Here is a 20,207-nt window from a genome sequence, read left to right on the forward strand (position 1 = left end):
AACTGATGGCATCCGGCGCTGATCCGGCAGAGACGCCGCCGCCGAGCCGAAAGGATCTCCGCGGGGCGGCGCAGCCGGTTGAGGCGACCCCCGACGCGGGGGCGGCCTTCCAGTCCCACGTGCGCGCCGCTCGCACCGAGTTCGAGAACCAGGTCGCGCACGCGCGCGCCGACTTCGAAGAGGTGAACGAGCGCATCAAACAGCGCACGGGGCGCGACCTCATCGTCGCGACGCTGATCGGCGTCGCCATCGGGGCACTGCTCGTCCTCTCGCTGGTGTTCTTCAAGGTCGGCTTCGTCGCCTTCGCCCTCGCGGCGATGCTGCTCGGACTCTTCGAGTTCACGAGGGCGCTGCAGACGGCCGGTCGCCGGGTCGATCTGATTCCGCAGCTGGTCGCCGGAACGGCGCTCATCCTGTCGGGATGGTTCCTCGAACCCTGGCTGCTGTGGGTCGCCACGTTCGTCGCGATCTCGTTCGTCGCGATCTGGCGCCTCGTCGGGCAGATGGCGGCGGCCGACGGACGCACCTACGGCGATGTGCTCTCGGATGTGCTGATCGGCGGCTTCGTGCAGCTGTACGTGCCGTTCTTCGCGAGTCTCACCCTCGTGCTGCTGCGCGAGGACGGCGGTCAGTGGTGGGTCCTCGGCTTCATCATCGTCGTGGTCTCCGCCGATATCGGGGCCTACGCCGCCGGGGTGAGCTTCGGCCGACACCCGATGGCGCCGCGCATCAGCCCGAAGAAGACATGGGAGGGCTTCGCGGGCGCGGCACTCGCGACGACCGCTGCGGGCGTCCTCGTCGGGCTCTTCATGATCGGGATCGACTGGTGGATGGGCGTGATCTTCGGCCTGGTGCTTCTGGTCACGGCGACCATCGGCGACCTGGGAGAATCGATGATCAAGCGCGACCTGGGCATCAAGGACATGAGCTCCTGGCTGCCCGGGCACGGGGGAGTCCTCGATCGGCTCGACTCGATCCTCCCGTCGACGGTCGCAGCTCTCACCCTGTTCTACCTCTTCACCCCCCTGGTGGCATCATGACGTCGACCGAGCCCGCTCCCGCCGCCTTCCCGCTCACGCGGGGCCGCACGAAGGGATACGAGCCTCGTGCCGTCGACGCGTTCCTGGAACGGGCGCGCGAGGCCTTCGAGCGGGGCGGCGAACCTGTCACGGCCGCCGACGTGCGTCAGGTCGCATTCCCGCTCGTCCGTCGCGGATACGTCATCGCGTCGGTCGATACAGCCCTGACGCGCATCGAGGACGCCTTCGCCGCGCGCGAACGCGACCTCGCCGTAGCACGCCCGGGCGGTGCACGGGAGTGGGTGGGGGATGCCCGTGAGACCGCGCAGGTCGTGCTCGATCGGCTGGCGCGTCCCTCGGGCCAGCGCTTCGCCCGGGTCGGTGCGCTGCGCTACGGCTATCGGATCGACGAGGTGGATCTCGTGGCCGACAAGCTGACGCGCTACCTCGCGACCGGCGAGCCGGTGACCGTCGATCAGGTCCGGAATGTGGCGTTCCGGATGCAGCGCGGAGGCTACCGCGAAGCGCAGGTCGACGCCGTGCTCGACGCCGTGACCGAGGTCATGCTCGCCGTCGCGTGAGGTTCCGGCATCCATCGCCGACGCTCGGATGGCACGTTCAGGGTGTCCTTCGGTAGACTCGGCCCACTGTGACTTCCGGCGACGAGATGCTTCCGACGCGGCGATCGAGCCGTGCGGATGCCGTGACCCCGGCACCCGTCCGGGCTCCTGCAGTCCGCGTCCCGAGCGCGGCGCCGCGGGTCGCACCCGCCGCGCCGACCCGCTGGTCCCGGCGCCGGAGCGTGCTCGGCGTCTTCGCGGCCTTCGCCGCGATGGGGTTCGTCGTCGCCTACGTCGGACCGGCGGGCATGGCGATCTCCCAGGCGAGCGCCGACGAGCAGACATCGCTGTTCGCCAGCTCGCTGGGCGACGTGCAGACCCGGGAGGTCCCGGCCGATGTCGAACCGGCCGTCCCCGTCGAGTTCGCACGGGACGGCTACGAGGTTTACGTCAAGCCCAAGCCTCCGCCCGTCGTCGTGAAGCCGCCGACGGTCGCGTTCGCGCCGCCGCAGTACACGGGTGGGGGATCCCCCGCCGAGTGGATGGCCGCCGCGGGGATCGCCGAGTCCGATTGGGGCTATGTCGACTACATCGTCCGCAAGGAGAGCGGCTGGAATCCGAACGCGACCAACCGCTCGTCGGGCGCGTGCGGTCTCGTCCAGGTGTATCCCTGCAGCAAGCTCGCCAACGCCTACGACCCGGTGGTCAATCTCGGATGGGCCAACGGCTACGCGAACGGTCGGTACGGCAGCTGGGCGGGCGCGTACGACTTCTGGATCCGCAACAACTGGTGGTAGGCCTCACCGCTATGCCACGATCCCACAGACGTCGCCCGGACAGCGCGGGCGACGACTCCTTCGACCGCCTGCTGGCGGGCTGGAAGCGCCAGGAGACCCGCCGCGGGGTGGAGTGGACCGTTCAGCCGGTCTCGGCACAGCAGGCACTGAAGAGCTACACGTGCCCCGGGTGCGGGCGCACGATCGACGCCGGCGTCGCGCACGTCGTGGCCTGGCGCGCCGACGGCGTCCTGGGCGACAGCGCCGACCTCGCGGCGCGCAGACACTGGCACGAGCACTGCTGGAGGATCGGCTGACATGGAGATCCGCGGACCGGTCCTCCTGCCTGCGCGGCGCGAGGACATCGAGCTCGAGACGCTCGACGGGCTGACGCTCGTCGGCGAGCTCGCCCTGCCCGAAGACCGCGAGCCCGTCGCGACGCTGGTGACGCTGCATCCTCTTCCCACCGCCGGCGGGTTCATGGACTCGCACATCCTCCGCAAGGCCGCCGCGCGGCTGCCGGCTCTGGCCGACCTCGCGGTGCTCCGCTTCAACACGCGCGGCACGACGTCCGCGCGGGGCACGAGCGACGGTGCGTTCGACGGGGGCAATGCCGAGGCCTTCGATCTCGCGGCGGCGATGGAGTTCGTCCGCTACCGCGGCCTTCCGCGTCCGTGGCTCGTCGGCTGGTCGTTCGGCACCGAGATCGCGCTCAAGTACGGCCGGGACCACGATGTCGAAGGCGCGATCCTGCTCTCCCCGCCGCTGCACCGGGCGACACCCGACGAGGTGGCGGCGTGGTCGGGGGACAGGCGCCGCGTGATCGCGCTCATCCCCGAGCTCGACGACTATCTGAGGCCGGATGCCGCAGCCGAGCGCTTCGCGAGCGTGCCCGACGCGACGCTCATCCCCGTCGAGGGCGGCAAGCACCTCTGGGTCGGCGAGACCCAGACCCGTCGTGTGCTCACCGAGATCGTCGCGGCGGTGAACCCCGATGCCCTGCCCCTCCCGACGGAGTGGAACGGCCCGGCGGTTCCCTGACTATCGCTCGTTCTGCCGAGGGATGAGCACCTGGCGGTAGATGATGAGGATGCTCGCCGCGACCGGGATCGCGACCAGCGCGCCGAGGAGCCCGAGGAGCGAGCCGCCGGCGAGGGCGGCGATCACGACGACGGCACCCGGCACCGAGACGGCGCGACCCATGATGCGCGGAGAGATCACATACGCCTCGATCTGCATGTAGACCAGGTAGTAGATCGCGGCGATCCACCACGCGTTCTCGTTCCCCGCCAGGCCGGGGATGAGGCAGGTCAGCACGATGATGGTCGAGCCCGTGAGCGTTCCGACGAGCGGGATGAGCGAGAAGAAGAACGCGATGACCGCGAGGACCGCGGGGAACGGCGCGCCGATGATCGTGAGGAAGATCGCGCTCAGGACGCCGTTGATGACGCCGAGCGACAGCTGTCCGATGACGTAGTAGCCCACCGATGCGGTGATCTGCTCGGCGAGGTCGATGAACCGCTCGCGCTTCGAGGCCGGCACGATCTGGTAGATCGAGCGCTTGAGGCTGGGGGTGGATGCCGTGAAGTAGATCGTCAGGATGAGCACGATGAAGGCGCCGCCGAGGCCGGCGATGACCGCGCCGCCCACGACCAGCAGGCCCTCGCCGATCGAGCCGCCGATCGCGCCGTAGTCGAGCGACTGCCACCAGTCCGAGACGTACTTGAAGATGTCGTCGACCGCCAGTGCGGGGAAGGTGTCCTTCATCCACTGCTGGAGCTCGGTGATCGGGTCCCACGTGCCGGACTCGACGAGCTTCTGGATCGTCTGCACCAGCTGGGTGACCTGCCCGACGATGATCGGGATCACCATCAGGATGATCCCCGCGAACGCCGCCAGCACCGCGAGGATCGTGATGAGCACCGCGGCCCAGCGCGGCAGCTTGCGGCGCTCGAGCCACCCGACGATCGGCTCGAGGCCGAGGGAGAGGAAGAGCGCCGTGCCGACGTAGAGGAGGATCGTCGACAGGCTCTGGATGCTTCCGATGAGCAGCAGACCGAGTCCGACGCCCAGCGTCGCGACGAGCGCCGTCCGGAACGGATTGTGGAACTTCATGGAATCCTCCGACTGTCGCCACGAGTAGCTGCTCTCACCTTATGCACTGACGACGCCCAGCCGGCGGATTGGCCCCTCTCGGGCGATCTCCAGCCGTGTTTCGCTAGTCTGAAATGTCGGATCGAGGTCCGCCGCGCCATCGCGCGGGCCGGGAGAGGGTAATTCGTGCGTTTCGTATGGGCAGTGGCGGCATTCGTGCTCGCCACGGTGATGATCGGCGCGGGAATCGCGCAGCGCACGATCTTCCAGGGCCCCCGCACGTCGACGACCACCATCTCGGTCGAAGACGACGCGCCGTACGTCCTGATCGATGGCGCCGTGCTCAACACGCTGCCCGGCACCCAGACTCTGCGTGCTCACGGAGACGGCGACATCTTCGCCGCGTACGGCCGCACGGCCGACATGGAGAGCTGGCTCGCGGACACCACCTACACCCACGTGACCCTGGACGGCGAGACGCTGCCGCAGTCCGAGCTGGTCCAGCCCGAACCGACCGAGGAGCCGGCCGCCTCACCGACACCCACGCCGGCGCCGAGCGCCGAGGGGGATGCCGCTGAAGAGACGCCCGCGCGCAGCCCGATCGGCTCCGACCTCTGGCTGGACGAGTTCCAGCAGGCCGACGTGCTGATCGCGCCGCTGCAGCTTCCCGCCGAGATGAGCGTCCTCGTGGCCACTGACGGCACGGAGCCCGCGCCGACGGACATCTCGATCTCCTGGCCGATCGGCAACGGGACTCCGTGGGCCGGACCCCTCATCGTCGCCGGCTCCATCGTCATGGCGGTGGGCGTGTTCCTCTACATCCTCGGCATCCGGCACGTGCGTCGTGCGCGTGGCCCGCGCCGAAAGGGCCTCCCCGTGCCGATGACGGAGCCGATCGATCTCGCTGTCGAGCAGTCCGACAAGGGCGTGATCTCGGCCGGGCAGACGCGCAAGTCGCTGGGCGCCGGCCGCAAGGCGCTGATCGCCATCCCGGCCGTGGCCGTGTCCGCGCTGCTGTTCGCAGGCTGTTCCGCCGATTCCTGGCCGCAGTTCGCACCCTCGACCACCCCGGCGCCGACGGCGAGTGTCATCGTGCCGGAAGGGCAGGACGCCCCCGCGGTGACGAAGGCGCAGGCGGAGCGCATCCTGTCGCGGATCGCGAAGACCGCGGCCGAGGCGGACGAGGCGATGGACCCCGCGCTCGCGGCGACGCGTCTGGACGGGGCGGTCCTCGCGGCCCGCGAGACCAACTACAAGCTCCGCGCGGCGATCACCGATTACGCGGCGCCGACGGCGGTGCTCACGAAGCCGCTCGAGATCGTGCTGCCCCAGTCGTACGACGAATGGCCGCGGTCCGTTCTCGCGGTCGTCGACGACGAAGAGTCCAAGACCTCGAGCATCATGATCATGACGCAGGCCGACGCCTGGTCGCCCTACAAGCTCACGTATCAGGCCAGCCTCGAGGCATCCACCCTGATGCCCGATCTCGCCGCGTCGTACGTCGGCGCACCGCAGGTGCAGCCGGACTCGCCGTTCCTCATCATGCCGCCCGACCAGGTCGCGGCCGCCTACGCCGACATCATCGACAAGGGCGACGAGAGCGAGTTCGCGGGGATGTTCGACTCCGAGACCGATCACCTGCGATCCAGCATCGCCGCAGACCGCCAGCGCCGACTCGACGACTTCATGACCACCGGCACCAACACGGGCCAGCTGACCTTCTCGGCGGTACCCGGCACGTTCGACCCGTTCGCGATCGCGACCCTCGAGAGCGGGGCGATCGTCGCGGTCAACCTGCACGAGGTCGAGAACGCCACTCCGACGAACGCGGATGCCGTCATCAAGCTGCCCAGCAGCCCGACGGTCAAGGCACTCGCCGGCGCCGATCAGTCGCCCACGGGCTTCTCGACGACCTACACCGACCAGCTGTTCTTCTATGTGCCGGGGCAGGGATCCAGCGAGAAGATCCGTCTGCTCGGCTATGCATCCGCACTCCTCGACGCGAAGGTGATCAAGTGACCGACCCGACTCCTGCCGCAGCACTGCGCGGCGCCGTCGACCTCTCCTCACTCCGCAATCGTCCCGCAGCGCCCGCTCCCGGCGACGGCAACCGCGCTCCGGCAGCGCCGTCGCTGGTGTTCGACGTCACCGATGAGACATTCCCCCAGGTGCTCGAGCTCTCGCGCACCGTGCCGGTCGTCATCGACCTGTGGGCCGAATGGTGCGGCCCGTGCAAGCAGCTGAGCCCGATCCTCGAGAAGGTCGTCACCGAGCTCGCCGGTCGGCTCGTACTGGCCAAGGTCGATGTCGACGCGAATCCGCAGCTCACTCAGGCGTTCCGCGCGCAGTCGATTCCGATGGTCGTCGCGCTCGTCGGGGGCCAGCCGGTACCGCTGTTCACGGGGGCCGTGCCCGAGCAGCAGGTGCGCGAGGTGTTCGCCCAGCTGCTGCAGCTCGCCGCCCAGAACGGTGTGACGGGCGTCGTGCCGGTGGATCCGGATGCCGCCCCCGACCCTGACGCCGAGCCGGCCGAGCCGCCGCTCCCGCCGCTGCACGCCGAGGCGTTCGCCGCGATCGAAGAGGGCGACTACGCGCGGGCGATCACCGCGTACGAAGCCGCCTTGGCCGAGAACCCGCGCGACGCCGACGCGCGGGCCGGACTCGGCCAGGTGCGTCTGCTCGACCGCGTGCAGGGCCTCGATCTGCAGGAGGCGCGCGCCGCAGCGGCCTCCGCTCCGACGGATGTCGCGGCCCAGTTCGCGGTCGCCGACCTCGATCTGTCCGGCGGGCACGTCGATGACGCGTTCGGCCGCCTGCTCGATCTGTTCGCGGTGCTGCCGTCGGACGAGCGCGGACCCGTGCGGGAGCGCCTGCTCGAACTGTTCGGACTGATCGGCGATGCCGATCCGCGCGTCCTGCAGGCGCGCTCCCGGCTCTCGAACCTGCTGTTCTAGGCGCCCTTCGCCAGCCAGACGACGCCGAGCGGCGGGACGATCATCGTCGCGCGCCCGTTGTCATCGGCGTGGACGACGCCGTGGTTGCCGACTCCCGAGCCGCCGAACGCCTGCGCGTCTGAGTTGAGCACTTCGCGCCACTCGCCGCGCTCTCCCAGGTCGATCTCGTAGTGGTCGATCGGCACGCCGGAGAAGTTGCAGATGACCACGACGACGTTGCCGTGCCAGTCGCGCCGCGAGAAGGCGATGACGTTCGGGTTCCACGACGGGGCGCCGAGACGTGAGAACGCCGCGCCGTCGCTGTCACGCGACCACATCGCCGAATGGTCGCGATACGCGCGGTTGAGCTCTGCCACGAAGGACAGCAGCTCCTGGTGCGACGGCTGGTCCAGCATCCACCAATCCAGGCTGCGACCCTCGGACCACTCGGAGAGCTGGCCGAACTCCTGCCCCATGAACAGCAGCTGCTTTCCCGGGTGCCCCCACATGTACGCGAGGAATGCTCGCATGTTCGCGAGCTTCTGCCAGTGATCGCCGGGCATGCGCCCGAACAGGCTGCCCTTGCCGTGCACGACCTCGTCGTGACTGATCGGCAGAATGAAGTTCTCGCTGAACGCGTATACGAACGAGAACGACAGCTCGCCCTCGTGGTGGGAGCGATACATCGGGTCGCGCTTGATGTACTGGAGCGAATCGTTCATCCAGCCCATGTTCCACTTGAACCCGAAACCGAGTCCGCCCTCGCTGGTGGGTGCCGTGACGCCGGGGTAGCTCGTGGACTCCTCGGCGATCATCGCGATCCCGGGGTAGCGCTTGTAGGCCGTCGCGTTGACCTCCTGCAGGAATCCGATCGCTTCGAGGTTCTCGCGCCCGCCGTGGATGTTCGGCTCCCACTCGCCGTCTTCGCGGGAGTAGTCGAGATAGAGCATGGATGCCACGGCATCCACCCGGAGGCCGTCGACGTGGAACTCCTCGAACCAGTAGAGCGCGTTGGCGACGAGGAAGTTGCGGACCTCCTTGCGGCCGTAATCGAAGATGTACGTGCCCCAGTCCTTGTGCTCGCCGCGGCGAGGATCGGGGTGCTCGTAGAGCGCCTGACCGTCGAAGCGGGCCAGCGCGAAGGCGTCCTTGGGGAAGTGCCCGGGGACCCAGTCCATGATCACTCCGATGCCGGCCTGGTGCAGACGGTCGATCAAGTAGCGCAGATCGTCGGGTGTGCCGAACCGACTCGTCGGTGCGTAGTACCCCGTGACCTGGTAGCCCCAGGAGCCGCCGAACGGGTGCTCCGCGAGCGGCATGAACTCGATGTGGGTGAAGCCCTGTGCGGTCACGTACTCGATGAGCGGGTCGGCGGCGTCGCGGTACGACAGTCCGGGACGCCACGAGCCGAGGTGCACCTCGTAGACGGACATCGGCTGCGACACGGGGGTCGAGCGTGATCGGGCATCCATCCATGCCGCGTCCTGCCAGGCGTGTCGTGCCTTCGTGACCACGGATGCCGTCGCGGGCGGCACCTCCGCCCAGCGGGCCATCGGGTCGGCCTTGAGGATCCACTCGCCGCTCTGCGTGAGGATCTCGTACTTGTAGGCGGTGCCCTCGGGGAGGTCGGGAACGAGGATCTCCCAGATCCCGCTCCCGCCCATCGACCGCATCGAGTGGCCCTGGCCGTCCCAGCCGTTGAAGTCTCCGACCACCCGCACCGCCTGCGCGCTGGGCGCCCACACGGCGAAGGAGACGTCGTCGCCGAGGATGTGCGAGCCGAGTACGCGCCACAGCTCCTCGTGGCGGCCCTCGGCGATGAGGTGCAGGTCGAGTTCGCCGACGGTCGGCAGGTGACGGTACGGGTCGTCGGCGACGAAGTCGGGACCGTTCGCGTACGTCGTCAGCAGCTCGTACGGGCCGGGCTCGCCGGAGTGCGCGCCCTCCCAGATACCGGCTCGCAGATGGGTGAGAGGCACGCGGTCCCCGTCGGCGAAGACGGCGGTCACGCTCTCAGCGAGCGGACGCCGCGCGCGCACGACCCAGCCCTCGCCGTCGGCATGCAGGCCCAGCACACTGTGCGGATCGTGGTACGAGCCCGTCGCGACGGTATCGAGCGTGCGGTCGTCGGGAGTCATTCGCGCCCCTTGATGTGGAGGATGTGCACGGGCTCGACGAAGGCGTCGAGCTTGACGAAGTCGTGGTCGGTCCACGTCCAGCGGGCCCCCGTCACGAGGTCTTCGACGTCGAAGGCGTCACCGGGCTCCACGCCCCAGATGCGCGTGTCGAGATGGACCATCGTCTGACGCACCGAGTGCGGGTCGACGTTGGCGATGACGAGGATCGTGTCCGATCGCCCGGTGGGCGACAGCGCGGCGTCGAGGTGCTTCGAGTAGACCAGGATGGCGTCGTCGTCGCTCCAGTGCACCGAGAGGTTGCGCAGCTGGCGCAGCGCGGGATGCGCCCGACGGATCTCGTTGAGCCTGGTCAGGTACGGCGCGAGCGAGTCGCCCTGCGCCTCGGCGCCCGCCCAGTCGCGCGTCTTGATCTCGAACTTCTCGTTGTCGATGTTCTCTTCCGCGCCCGGTCGGGCCACGTTCTCGTAGAGCTCGTAGCCGGCGTACACGCCGTAGACGGGGGCCGCGGTCGCGGCGATCGCGGCCCGGACCTTGTACGCCGCGCGACCGCCGAACTGCAGGTACTCCGTGAGGATGTCGGGTGTGTTCACGAAGAGGTTGGGGCGCATGAAATCGCTGGTCTCGTGCGAGACCGACGTCAGGAACTCCTCGAGCTCCTCCTTCGTGTTGCGCCACGTGAAGTAGGTGTAGCTCTGCTGGAAGCCCGCGGCGGCGAGACCCTGCATGACCCGCGGGCGCGTGAAGGCCTCGGCGAGGAAGACGACGTCGGGATGCTCCGCATTGACCGTGCGGATCAGCCACTCCCAGAACTGCAGCGGCTTGGTGTGCGGGTTGTCGACGCGGAAGATCGCGACGCCCTGCGCGACCCAGTGCTTCACGATGCGGAGAGCCTCGGCGTAGAACCCGGTCGGGTCGTTGTCGAAGTTGATGGGATAGATGTCCTGGTACTTCTTCGGCGGGTTCTCGGCGAACGCGATAGACCCGTCGGGGAGGGTCGTGAACCACTCCGGGTGCTCGGCCACCCACGGGTGATCCGGTGCGGCCTGCAGCGCGAGATCGAGCGCGACCTCGATGTTCTCGCTGCGCGCGGCACGGACGAACGCACGGAAGTCGGCGAGGGTGCCGAGCTCGGGATGCACCGCGTCGTGTCCGCCCGCGGCCGACCCGATGGCCCACGGCGAGCCGGGGTCGCCGGGCTTCGGGTCGAGCGTGTTGTTGGGGCCCTTGCGGTTGATCGTGCCGATCGGATGGATAGGCGGGAGGTACAGCACGTCGAAGCCCAACGCGCCGACGGCGGGGAGGCGCTTCATCGCGGTGCGGAACGTGCCGCTCTTGACGGTGCCGTCCTTGAGCCGTCGGGACCCTTCGGAGCGGGGGAAGAACTCGTACCACGCGCCGACGCCCGCGCGCTCGCGCTCGACGAGCAGCTCGTGCTCGTCGCCGATCGTGACGAGGGACGTGAGCGGGCGCGCGCGGAAGTAGCCGGCGATCGTCGGGTCGCGCACGATCCGGAGGGCCTCGACGTGCGTCGCGCTCGCGTCGCGCAGAGAGGCGGCGGATGCCTCGAGGATGCGGCGCTCCGCGATCGGCCGCGACTTCTCGGCCACGGCGCGCTCGAACAGGAGAGCACCCGTTTCGCGCATGAGCGGAGCATCCACTCCCGCCGCGATCTTGAGGTCCGCCGCGTGCTCCCACGTGGCGAAGTCATCGCCGAATGCTTCGAACCGGAAGCGCCAGACCCCCTGCTCGAGGAGCGCGACCTGCGTTCGCCAGCGATCGAACCCGTCGTGAAGGGCTGAGAGCCGGTGCAGCGACACATCGCCCGACGGCGCGAAGAGACGCACGTGGACGCCGATCACGTCGTGGCCCTCGCGGAACGCCGTGACGCCGAACGGCACCACTTCGCCGTCGAACGCCTTCGGACGGAACTCACCCCCCGGCACCGCCGGCGTCACGCGACTCAGCGGAATGCGCTTCGTCGAGGTCTCGTGTGCGGAGGGCGCCGCGACGGCGTCTCGGACGGGAAGGGCGGAGGCGCTCCGCCACGGACGGGATGGCGCGGAGCGCGACGTCGTGACCACGTCTCGAACCTACCGCCACCCCCGGGTTGCCGACAGCCGTGGCCCCCCGCGCGTCGAGGCGCTATCGTGCGGGCCCGTCGCTCACTCGGCTCGGAAGAGGTGCATCGACGTTCCGCTCAGGGGGACGACGTCGCCCGGAGCGTGCGTCGCACGATCGGCCAGCGGCACCTCCTCCTCGCTCGACCAGAGCGAGACGTACCGGGTGACGCCCTCGATCTGGGGGAGCGTCACGTCGATCGGACGCTCGTTGCCGTGCACCATGAGCAGGATGCGGTTGAAGTCCTCGACTTCGGGTGTGGATGCCGCGACGTACTGCAGGGTCCGGTGCGTCGGGTCGGTCCAGCGGTCGCCCTCCATCGTCTCGCCGCGTTCGTCGTACCACTCCATGACCGATGCCGACGGCGTGACCTCGCCGAGGCGCGCGAAACGACTCGGCCGGAGGGCGGGGTTCTCCTCGCGCAGAGCGATGAGCCGCTTGACGTTCTCCCGGAGCTCCAGCTGCCAGGGCGCGTGCTCCCACGAGAGCCACGTGAGCGGCGAGTCGTGGCAGTAGGCGTTGTTGTTCCCGCGCTGCGTGCGCGCGAACTCGTCGCCCGCCGTCAGCATGGGCACGCCGGACGAGAGCAGCAGGGTGCCGAGCAGGTTGCGCATCGCCTTGCGCCGCGTGGCCAGAATGTCCTCGTTCGCCGTGGGGCCCTCCGCGCCGTGGTTGAACGAGCGGTTGGTGTCGGCGCCGTCGCGGTTCTGCTCGCCGTTGCCCATGTTGTGCTTGACGTCGTACGAGACGAGATCGCGCAGCGTGAAGCCGTCGTGCGCCGTGACGAAGTTGATGCTGGCGAGGGGGCCGCGCTCGGCGCTGAAGGTGTTGGACGAGCCCGCGAGGCGGGTGGCGAAGCCGCCGATGCCGACGGGAGCCGTCGATGCGCGCCTCGCGTAGTCGACGTCGCTCAGCCAGAAGTTGCGCACACGGTCGCGGTAGCGGTCGTTCCACTCGTGCCAGCCCTCGCCGAAGTTGCCGGTCTGCCAGCCGCCCATGCCGACGTCCCAGGGCTCCGCGATCTTCTTGACGCCGTCCAGCGCCGGGTCGTTCAGGATCGCCTGGAGGAGGGGATGCTCGGGGGTGAAGGTGTGCGCGCCGTCGCGGCCCAGGGTCGCCGCGAGGTCGAAGCGGAAGCCGTCGACCTGCACGTCGTTCGCCCAGTAGCGCAGCGAATCGAGGATGAGGCGGGCTGCGGCATCCGTCGCCGTGTTCACCGAGTTGCCGCATCCCGTGACATCGACGTACGAGCCGTCCTCGTTCTGGCGGTAGTAGGCGCGGTTGTCGATGCCGCGAAGGCTCGTGCGCGGACCGCCGATGCCCTCTTCGGACGTGTGGTTGTAGACGACGTCGAGGATGACTTCGAGCCCCGCTTCGTGCAGGAGTCGCACCATGCCCTTGAACTCGCGCAGGATCGCCTCGGGCCCCTGGCGGCGGGCGTCCTCGGTGGCGTAGGCCGCGTGCGGAGTGAAGAAGTTGACGGTGTTGTAGCCCCAGTAGTTCGCGAGTCCGTGCTGCAGGAGACGCGGCTCGGTGGCGAACGCATGGATGGGCAGCAGCTCGACGCTCGTCACGCCGAGGTCGACGAGGTGCTCGACGATGGCGGGATGCCCGAGCCCCGCGTATGTGCCGCGCAGCGCGCCCGGGACACCGGGATGGCGCTTCGTGAGGCCCTTGAGGTGGCCCTCGTAGATCACCGTGCGATCGAGCGGGACCTTCGGCTTGGCCACGCCGCCCCAGTCGAACGCGCCGTCGACGGCGACGGAGCGCCAGCCCTCGTAGCCGGTGCTGACGAGCCCCCGCGAATACGGATCGATGAGCAGCGTGCCCCGGTTGAAGGTGTTGCCCGGCGCGTGCGGACCGTCGACCTGCAGGGCGTATCGCGTGCCCGGACGCAGCAGCGGCGTCGTCACCTGCCAGACGCCGCCCCCGACGGGTTCGAGCGGCAGCTGATCCGTGATCCAGTCGAGATCCGTGTCGTCGAAGAGCACGAGTTCGATCGCGTCGGCGGCACCCGACCAGACGCGGAGGGTTCCGCCGTCGTGGCCGTACGAGACGCCGAGGGCGTCCAGCTCCGGGCTGAGCAGGCCCGGGGCGGTCGTCAGGGCGGGGGCGTCCGTGCTGGGCATGCGCTCTACAGTAGTAAGGCCATGCGTCGGAGTTGTTACACGGGCGGGGGAGCGTGTTGACGGCCTATCTCGATCACGCGGCGACCACGCCGCTGCGTCCCGAGGCGCGCGAGGCGTGGATCGCGGCGTCGGCGCTCGTCGGCAACGCCTCGTCCATCCACGGCGGGGGTCAGGCGTCCCGTCGCCTGCTCGAGGAGTCGCGCGAGAGACTCGCCGCGGTGATCGCGTGCGACCCGATCGAGGTGGTCTTCACATCCGGGGGCACAGAGGCGATCAACCAGGCGCTGAAGGGCCTGTGGTGGTCGCGCACGGATCGGGATGCCGCGATCGTGCTGCCCGGCGGCGAGCATCACGCGACGCTCGACGTCGTCGACTGGCTCGAGCGCGCGGAGCGCGCCGCTGTGCGACCGGTCGCGCTCGACGACGTCGGGCGCATTCCCCTCGACGGGTTCACCGCGGCGCTCACGGGCGCCGCATTCGCGACGGCCCTCGTCGCGAACAACGAGACCGGGACGATCAACGACGCTGCGGCGCTGGCCGCGGCATCCGCATCTGCCGGCGTTCCGCTGCATCTCGATGCGGTCTCCGCGTTCGGGCACGTGCCGGTGTCGTTCCGGTCGTGGCGGGGGGATGCCCCGCCCGGCGCGGGCCTCGTCGCGCTGAGCGCGTCGGCGCACAAGATCGGCGGGCCCATCGGCGTCGGAGCTCTCGTGGCGGCGCGTTCAATCCGGGTGACACCGCTCGTGCACGGCGGCGCTCAGCAGCGCAGCCTGAGAGCCGGCACGCAGGATGTCGCGGGGGCTGCAGCCTTCGCCGTGGCCGCCGAGCTCGCCGCGGCGGAGCTCGAGACCGAGGCGACCCGGCTGTCGGGACTCCGGGACCAGCTCGTGCGCGGCATCCTGTCGACGATCCCGGATTCCGAGCTGCTCGGGGATCCGTCGGATCGCCTGCCGGGCAACGCCCATGTGCTGTTCGCGGGAGCGGCGGGCGAGACGCTCCTGTTCCTGCTCGACCGGGCCGGCATCGCCGTGTCGACGGGGTCGGCGTGCCAGGCGGGGGTGCCCGAGCCGTCCCACGTCGTGCTGGCGCTCGGACGCTCGGACGCCGAGGCGCGCGAAGTGCTGCGCTTCACGCTCGGGCGCACGACGACGTCCGCCGACGTCGAGGCGGCTCTCGCCGCGCTGCCTGCCGCCGTCGAGCGCGCTCGCGCCGCGCGCTGAGCCGCCTGCCAGGGTGCGCTCCTAGACTGGACGCATGCGGATTCTTGCGGCCATGAGCGGGGGAGTGGACTCCGCCGTCGCGGCCGCGCGTGCCGTCGAGGCGGGCCACGACGTCGTCGGCGTGCACCTCGCCCTGTCGCGCGCGGGTGGGACCCTGCGCACCGGCAGCCGGGGCTGCTGCACGATCGAGGACGCGATGGATGCCCGCCGGGCCGCCGATGTGCTCGGCATCCCGTTCTACGTGTGGGACTTCTCCGAGCGCTTCCGCGACGACGTCATCGCCGACTTCGTGTCCGAGTACCAGGCGGGTCGCACGCCGAACCCCTGCATGAGGTGCAACGAGAAGATCAAGTTCGCCGCCCTCCTCGAGCGGGCGCTCGAGCTCGGGTTCGACGCCGTGTGCACGGGCCATTACGCGACGCTGGTGGACGGCGCGGACGGCCTCGAGCTGCATCGGGCGTCGGATGCCGCGAAGGATCAGTCGTACGTCCTGGGCGTGCTGACGGCTCAGCAGCTCGCGCACACGTACTTCCCGCTCGGATCGACGCCCTCCAAGGCGGTCGTGCGCGCCGAGGCCGAGACGCGCGGCCTGTCGGTGGCGCAGAAGCCGGACAGCCACGACATCTGCTTCATTCCCGACGGAGACACCCGCGGCTGGCTGGCCGAGAAGGTCGGCACCGCGACGGGTGACGTCGTCGATCGCTCCGGCGCGATCGTCGGGTCGCACGAGGGCGCGCACGCCTACACGGTGGGGCAGCGCCGGGGGCTCAAGCTGGGCGTCCCGGCGGCCGACGGCAAGCCGCGGTTCGTGCTCGAGGTGCGCCCCGTGTCCAACACCGTCGTCGTCGGGCCGAAGGAAGCGCTCGCGACCGCCGAGATCGCCGGTGACCGGCTGTCATGGGCAGGTCGCGCGCCCTCGGCCTCGTCGTTCGCGTGCGACGTGCAGATCCGAGCGCACGCCGATCCGGTGCCCGCCCGGGCGTCGCTCGTCGACGGCGTGATCACCGTCGTGCCCGACGAGCCGTTCGATGGCGTCGCACCGGGTCAGACGGCGGTGCTGTACGAGGGCACCCGCGTCATCGGCCAGTTCACGATCGCCCACACCGTCTCGGCGGTCCCCGCCCCGGTGTGAAGGTCGGAGCCCCTCCGTAGACTGACGAGGTGGCAGACGGCGCAGCATCCTCTCTCGACGGACTCGACCTCGACGGTGCGCGCACCGAAGCGCAGCGCCTCACCGATCTCATCATCGGAGCACGTGACGCGTACTACGGCGCCGACGCCGAGATCGTCGACGATGCGACGTACGACGGCTGGATGCATCGGCTCGAGGCGATCGAACGCCTTCACCCCGAGCTCCAGGGCCAGGACTCGCCGACCCTGACCGTCGGGGCCGCGCAGAACTCGCAGTTCGCGCCCGTCGAGCATGCCGAGCGCATGCTGAGCCTCGACAACGTCTTCTCGCTCGACGAGCTCCGCGAGTGGTGCGCGAAGGCCGAGGCGGGCGCGGGACGGCCGGTGCGCTGGCTCACCGAGCTCAAGATCGACGGACTCGCGATCAACCTCCGCTATGAGAACGGCGTGCTCACATCGGCGGCGACGCGTGGCGACGGCCGCGTGGGCGAGGACGTCACGGTCAACGCGGTGCAGGTGGCAGGCATCCCGCGACGACTGGCGGGGTCGGGGCATCCACCGCTCGTCGAAGTGCGCGGAGAGGTCTTCATCCCCACCGCCGCGTTCGAGGCGCTCAATGCGCTGCAGGCCGACATGCGCGATCGGGCGGTCGAAGAGACGCGGGCGCGATCGCGTGCCTTCGACGAGGCGAAGGCGCGTCTGAGCGCCGAGCGCCGGTTCCCGTCGTTCGCCAACCCCCGCAACGCGGCGAGTGGCGGTCTGCGACAGCAGCTCGACAAGAAGGACGGCCTCGAGCTCGAGGCCGGACGCGCGCGGATCGACTCGCTGCGTCTGTTCGTGCACGGGATCGGCGCGTGGGAGCGTCCTCCGGTCGACTCCCAGAGCGAGACGTACGCGCTCCTCGCGGAGTGGGGTCTGCCGACGAGCCCATACTTCCGCACATCCGACTCGATCGACGGAGTCGCATCCTTCGTCGACCACTACGGCGCGCACCGGCACGACGTCGAGCACGAGATCGACGGAGTCGTGGTCAAGGTCGACGAGCTCGCCCTGCACGACGAGCTCGGGGCGACGAGCCGCGCGCCGCGTTGGGCGATCGCCTACAAGTACCCGCCCGAGCAGGTGAACACGAAGCTGCTCGACATCGTCGTCTCGGTCGGGCGCACGGGTCGTGCGACGCCGTTCGCTGTCATGGAGCCCGCGCGCGTGGCCGGCTCCGTCGTGCGTCAGGCGACGCTGCACAATCAGGACGTCGTACGCGCCAAGGGCGTGCTGATCGGCGACACGGTCGTGCTGCGCAAGGCGGGCGACGTCATCCCCGAGGTCCTCGGCCCGGTGGTCGAGCTGCGCGACGGCACCGAGCGCGAGTTCGTCATGCCCGCCGACTGTCCCGAGTGCGGCTTCCCGCTCGCGCCGGCGAAAGAGGGCGACATCGATCTGCGCTGCCCCAACACCCGCGCGTGCCCGGCGCAGGTGCGCGGACGCGTCGAGCACATCGGCTCGCGGGGCGCGCTCGACATCGAGGTGCTGGGCGAGGTCACGGCGGCCGCTCTGACGCAGCCGACGGTGCCATCCGTTCCGCCGCTCGAGACCGAGGCGGGGCTGTTCGACCTCACGATAGATCAGCTCGTCCCGATCGAGGTCGTCGTGCGCGACGCCGAGACGGGTGAGCCGCGCGTCGATGAGAAGACGGGCGAGCCGGTACGACGTGCGCCGTTCCGCCGCAACCCCTCGGCCGCCGAGAAGAAGGACGGCGTGACCGCCCCGCAGCCGTCTGTGCAGGCGGTGCGACTGATCGACGAACTCGAGCGGGCCAAGACGAAGGAGCTCTGGCGGTTCCTCGTGGCGCTGAACGTCCGGCACGTCGGCCCGGTGGCGGCGCGGGCCCTCGCGCAGTGGTTCGGCTCGGTCGCCGCCATCCGCGCGGCATCCCGCGACGAGCTCGCCGCGGTCGAAGGAGTCGGCGGCATCATCGCCGACGCGCTCATCGATTGGTTCGACGTCGACTGGCATCGCGAGATCGTGGAGCGCTGGGATGCCGCGGGCGCGCAGCTGGCGACGCCCGGGCATCCCGGTCCCGGCGCCGCGAGTGTCACGGGCGGCGTCCTGGAGGGACTGACCGTCGTGGCGACCGGATCGCTCGAGGGCTACTCGCGCGAGGGTGCGCAGGAGGCGATCATCGCGGCGGGGGGAAAAGCCGCGTCGAGCGTCTCGAAGAAGACCGACTTCGTCGCGGCGGGGCCGGGCGCGGGATCGAAGCTCGGCAAGGCCGAGGAGCTCGGTGTGCGGATCATCGACGCGGCGCAGTTCCGCATCCTCGTCGAGCAGGGTCCCGCCGCGCTCGACGCGCTCGCCCCCGACGCGGGGTGACGTCGGCTACGAGCCCGCGTTGAGGCTCAGCAGCGAGTCGCGCACCTGACGGCGCAGCACCTTGCCGATGAGCGACTTCGGGAGCTCGTCGACGACATACAGGCGCCGGGGCACCTTGTAGGGCGTCAGGATGCCGCGCGCGAACTCGCGGATCGCCTCGACGTCGACGTCCTTGCCGGGATCGACGACGATGGCCGCGACGACCTCCTCGCCCGAGTGCTCGCTCGGAAGGCCGACGACCGCGGCCTCGACGACATCGGGATGCTGGCGCAGCGCGTTCTCGACCTCGGTGGGCATGACGTTGAAGCCGCCCGTGATGATGAGCTCCTTGATGCGATCGACGATGCGGACGAACCCGGCATCATCGATCTGCACGATGTCGCCCGTGCGGAACCACCCGTCGGCGAACACCTTCTCGGTCTCTTCGGGCTTGCCGTAGTAGCCGCTGAACACCTGCGGTCCGCGCACGACGAGCTCGCCGCGCTCGCCTGCCGGCACGTCCTTCGTCGGCTCGTCGGGATCGACGACGCGGCACTCGGTGCCGGGGAGAGGCAGGCCGACGGTGCCGGCGACGCGATTCGGTGCGACGGGGTTGGCCATGAGCACGGGCGACGTCTCGCTGAGGCCGTAGCCTTCGACGAGATACCCGCCCGTCGCGGCCTCGAACGGCACGACCAGTTCGTGGGGGAGCGCCATCGCGCCCGAGATCGCGACTTCGGTGCCGGCGAGGGAGACGCCCTTCTCCTGCGCGGCCTTGAGCAGGCGGTCGGCGATGGGCGGCACGAGCGGGAGGAAGGTCGCGGGATGCTTCTTCGTGACCTCGAGCACCATGTCGGGATCGAAGCGGGGGAAGAGCACCAGGCGCGCACCCATCGACATCGCGAAGGTGAGGCACAGTGTGAGCCCGTAGGCGTGGAACATCGGCAGGACGGCGTAGACGACGCATCCGGGTCCCCGCACGATGGACGGCACCCACGCGCGCGCCTGGGCGGCGTTGGACAGGAGGTTGCGATGCGTCAGCGACGCGCCCTTGGGGGTGCCGGTCGTGCCGCTCGTGTACTGGATGAGCGCGAGGTCGTCGGTCTTCGGCTTGGGGTGCGCCTGCGACAGGGGCTCGAAGCCAACGATGCTCTCCCACGCCGTCGCGCCGGTCGTGTGCTCGTGCAGTGCATTGCGCGCGTCGCGGGCCTTCGCGATCGGCAGTTTGAGGGCCATGCGCGTGCGGAAGGGCATCGCCTTCGTCACGTCGACGGAGACGAGGGTGGTGACCGCGAGGTCGTCGGGGAACTCCTGGATCGTGCCGACGACCTTCGACCAGACGATCGCGTGCTTCGCGCCGTGGTCCTCGAACTGCTTGCGCAGCTCGCGCGGCGTGTAGAGGGGGTTGTGCTCGACCACGACGGCTCCGAGGCGCAGGATCGCGTAGAAGGCGACGATGTGCTGCGGGCAGTTGGGCAACACGATCGCGACCGGGTCGCCGGCGGTGACGCCGTGCGCCTTGAGGCCCGCGGCGGCGCGTTCGACCTGCTCGTGCAGGTGGCGGTAGCTGGTCTCCCGGCCGAAGAACTGCAGCGCCGTCGCGTCGGGGTAGTCGCGCACGGATGCCTCAACGATGTCGACGAGCGATCCCGACACGGGTTCGAGGTCGTCGGGCACTCCTTCGGCGTAACTGGCGATCCAAGGGCGAGGAGGGTCGTACGTGGTCACGATGCCAGCCTA

15 protein-coding genes are annotated in these 20,207 nt (G+C 69.8%); 10 read left to right on the forward strand and 5 right to left on the reverse strand.

Annotated features, from left to right (window positions below):
* The first annotated feature begins 5 nt into the window (after positions 1 to 5).
* From ACTIFV_RS09515 to ACTIFV_RS09535, 5 genes are all read left to right on the forward strand, one after another.
* Entirely contained in the window at positions 6 to 1,040 is a 1,035-nt protein-coding gene (locus ACTIFV_RS09515; protein WP_439592545.1) for a phosphatidate cytidylyltransferase, read from the forward strand.
* Positions 1,037 to 1,600 (forward strand): DivIVA domain-containing protein, encoded by a 564-nt coding sequence (locus tag ACTIFV_RS09520; RefSeq protein WP_439592546.1) that lies wholly within the window; start codon positions 1,037 to 1,039, stop codon positions 1,598 to 1,600. The genes ACTIFV_RS09515 and ACTIFV_RS09520 overlap by 4 nt, the downstream gene beginning before the upstream one ends.
* 68 nt (positions 1,601 to 1,668) lie before the next feature.
* Entirely contained in the window at positions 1,669 to 2,376 is a 708-nt protein-coding gene (locus tag ACTIFV_RS09525; RefSeq protein ID WP_439592547.1) for a transglycosylase SLT domain-containing protein, read from the forward strand.
* Positions 2,377 to 2,387: 11 nt separating this feature from the next.
* Complete coding sequence (locus tag ACTIFV_RS09530; protein WP_439592548.1) at positions 2,388 to 2,672, forward strand: hypothetical protein; 285 nt, start codon at positions 2,388 to 2,390, stop codon at positions 2,670 to 2,672.
* A 1-nt stretch (position 2,673) separates the two neighbouring features.
* Positions 2,674 to 3,396 (forward strand): alpha/beta hydrolase, encoded by a 723-nt coding sequence (locus ACTIFV_RS09535; protein WP_439592549.1) that lies wholly within the window; start codon positions 2,674 to 2,676, stop codon positions 3,394 to 3,396.
* Here the strand turns inward: ACTIFV_RS09535 and ACTIFV_RS09540 are convergent, their stop codons facing one another.
* Positions 3,397 to 4,470: an AI-2E family transporter gene (locus ACTIFV_RS09540; RefSeq protein ID WP_439592550.1), complete on the reverse strand. Its 1,074-nt coding sequence runs from the start codon at positions 4,468 to 4,470 to the stop codon at positions 3,397 to 3,399.
* A gap of 165 nt (positions 4,471 to 4,635) precedes the next feature.
* Between ACTIFV_RS09540 and ACTIFV_RS09545 the strand changes: the two genes are divergently transcribed.
* Together ACTIFV_RS09545 and ACTIFV_RS09550 are read left to right on the forward strand one after the other, a co-directional pair.
* Positions 4,636 to 6,468 (forward strand): glycosyl transferase, encoded by a 1,833-nt coding sequence (locus ACTIFV_RS09545; RefSeq protein ID WP_439592551.1) that lies wholly within the window; start codon positions 4,636 to 4,638, stop codon positions 6,466 to 6,468.
* Positions 6,465 to 7,403, forward strand: a complete 939-nt coding sequence (locus ACTIFV_RS09550) for a tetratricopeptide repeat protein (protein WP_439592552.1) — start codon at positions 6,465 to 6,467, stop codon at positions 7,401 to 7,403. Before ACTIFV_RS09545 ends, ACTIFV_RS09550 begins: the two co-directional genes overlap by 4 nt.
* Here ACTIFV_RS09550 and glgB read toward each other — a convergent pair.
* The 3 genes from glgB to glgX form a co-directional block, all read right to left on the reverse strand.
* Positions 7,400 to 9,520, reverse strand: coding sequence for a 1,4-alpha-glucan branching protein GlgB (gene glgB, locus ACTIFV_RS09555; RefSeq protein WP_439592553.1), 2,121 nt, complete (start codon positions 9,518 to 9,520; stop codon positions 7,400 to 7,402). The two genes, ACTIFV_RS09550 and glgB, sit on opposite strands and share 4 nt — an antisense overlap.
* The gene (locus tag ACTIFV_RS09560) at positions 9,517 to 11,601 is read right to left on the reverse strand and encodes an alpha-1,4-glucan--maltose-1-phosphate maltosyltransferase (RefSeq protein WP_439592554.1); all 2,085 of its coding nucleotides are present in this window, start codon (positions 11,599 to 11,601) and stop codon (positions 9,517 to 9,519) included. The genes glgB and ACTIFV_RS09560 overlap by 4 nt, the downstream gene beginning before the upstream one ends.
* 81 nt (positions 11,602 to 11,682) lie before the next feature.
* Positions 11,683 to 13,767, reverse strand: coding sequence for a glycogen debranching protein GlgX (glgX, locus tag ACTIFV_RS09565; RefSeq protein ID WP_439592555.1), 2,085 nt, complete (start codon positions 13,765 to 13,767; stop codon positions 11,683 to 11,685).
* Between the two features lie 56 nt (positions 13,768 to 13,823).
* Here glgX and ACTIFV_RS09570 point away from each other — a divergent pair, with 56 nt between their 5' ends.
* The 3 genes from ACTIFV_RS09570 to ligA are packed head-to-tail and all read left to right on the forward strand — an operon-like array spanning position 13,824 to position 18,488.
* Positions 13,824 to 14,987 (forward strand): cysteine desulfurase family protein, encoded by a 1,164-nt coding sequence (locus ACTIFV_RS09570; RefSeq protein ID WP_439592556.1) that lies wholly within the window; start codon positions 13,824 to 13,826, stop codon positions 14,985 to 14,987.
* A 34-nt stretch (positions 14,988 to 15,021) separates the two neighbouring features.
* Positions 15,022 to 16,119: a tRNA 2-thiouridine(34) synthase MnmA gene (gene mnmA, locus ACTIFV_RS09575; protein ID WP_439592557.1), complete on the forward strand. Its 1,098-nt coding sequence runs from the start codon at positions 15,022 to 15,024 to the stop codon at positions 16,117 to 16,119.
* 29 nt (positions 16,120 to 16,148) lie between these two features.
* A complete protein-coding gene (gene ligA / locus ACTIFV_RS09580) occupies positions 16,149 to 18,488 on the forward strand; it encodes an NAD-dependent DNA ligase LigA (protein WP_439592558.1) in 2,340 nt (779 codons plus the stop codon).
* A gap of 6 nt (positions 18,489 to 18,494) precedes the next feature.
* On the opposite strand, the gene ACTIFV_RS09585 is transcribed toward ligA, so the two are convergent.
* Positions 18,495 to 20,195: a long-chain-fatty-acid--CoA ligase gene (locus ACTIFV_RS09585; RefSeq protein ID WP_439592559.1), complete on the reverse strand. Its 1,701-nt coding sequence runs from the start codon at positions 20,193 to 20,195 to the stop codon at positions 18,495 to 18,497.
* Positions 20,196 to 20,207: the final 12 nt, after the last annotated feature.

It is taken from the genome of Microbacterium sp. (genome assembly GCF_051860965.1).
GTDB lineage: Bacteria > Actinomycetota > Actinomycetes > Actinomycetales > Microbacteriaceae > Microbacterium.

Coding starts and splice junctions, on each gene's coding strand:
- ACTIFV_RS09540 (WP_439592550.1), bottom strand. CDS start 4,470: ATGAAGTTCCACAATCCGTTCCGGACGGCGCTCGTCGCGACGCTGGGC.
- ACTIFV_RS09515 (WP_439592545.1), top strand. CDS start 6: ATGGCATCCGGCGCTGATCCGGCAGAGACGCCGCCGCCGAGCCGAAAG.
- glgB (WP_439592553.1), bottom strand. CDS start 9,520: ATGACTCCCGACGACCGCACGCTCGATACCGTCGCGACGGGCTCGTAC.
- ACTIFV_RS09520 (WP_439592546.1), top strand. CDS start 1,037: ATGACGTCGACCGAGCCCGCTCCCGCCGCCTTCCCGCTCACGCGGGGC.
- mnmA (WP_439592557.1), top strand. CDS start 15,022: ATGCGGATTCTTGCGGCCATGAGCGGGGGAGTGGACTCCGCCGTCGCG.
- ACTIFV_RS09535 (WP_439592549.1), top strand. CDS start 2,674: ATGGAGATCCGCGGACCGGTCCTCCTGCCTGCGCGGCGCGAGGACATC.
- ACTIFV_RS09530 (WP_439592548.1), top strand. CDS start 2,388: ATGCCACGATCCCACAGACGTCGCCCGGACAGCGCGGGCGACGACTCC.
- glgX (WP_439592555.1), bottom strand. CDS start 13,767: ATGCCCAGCACGGACGCCCCCGCCCTGACGACCGCCCCGGGCCTGCTC.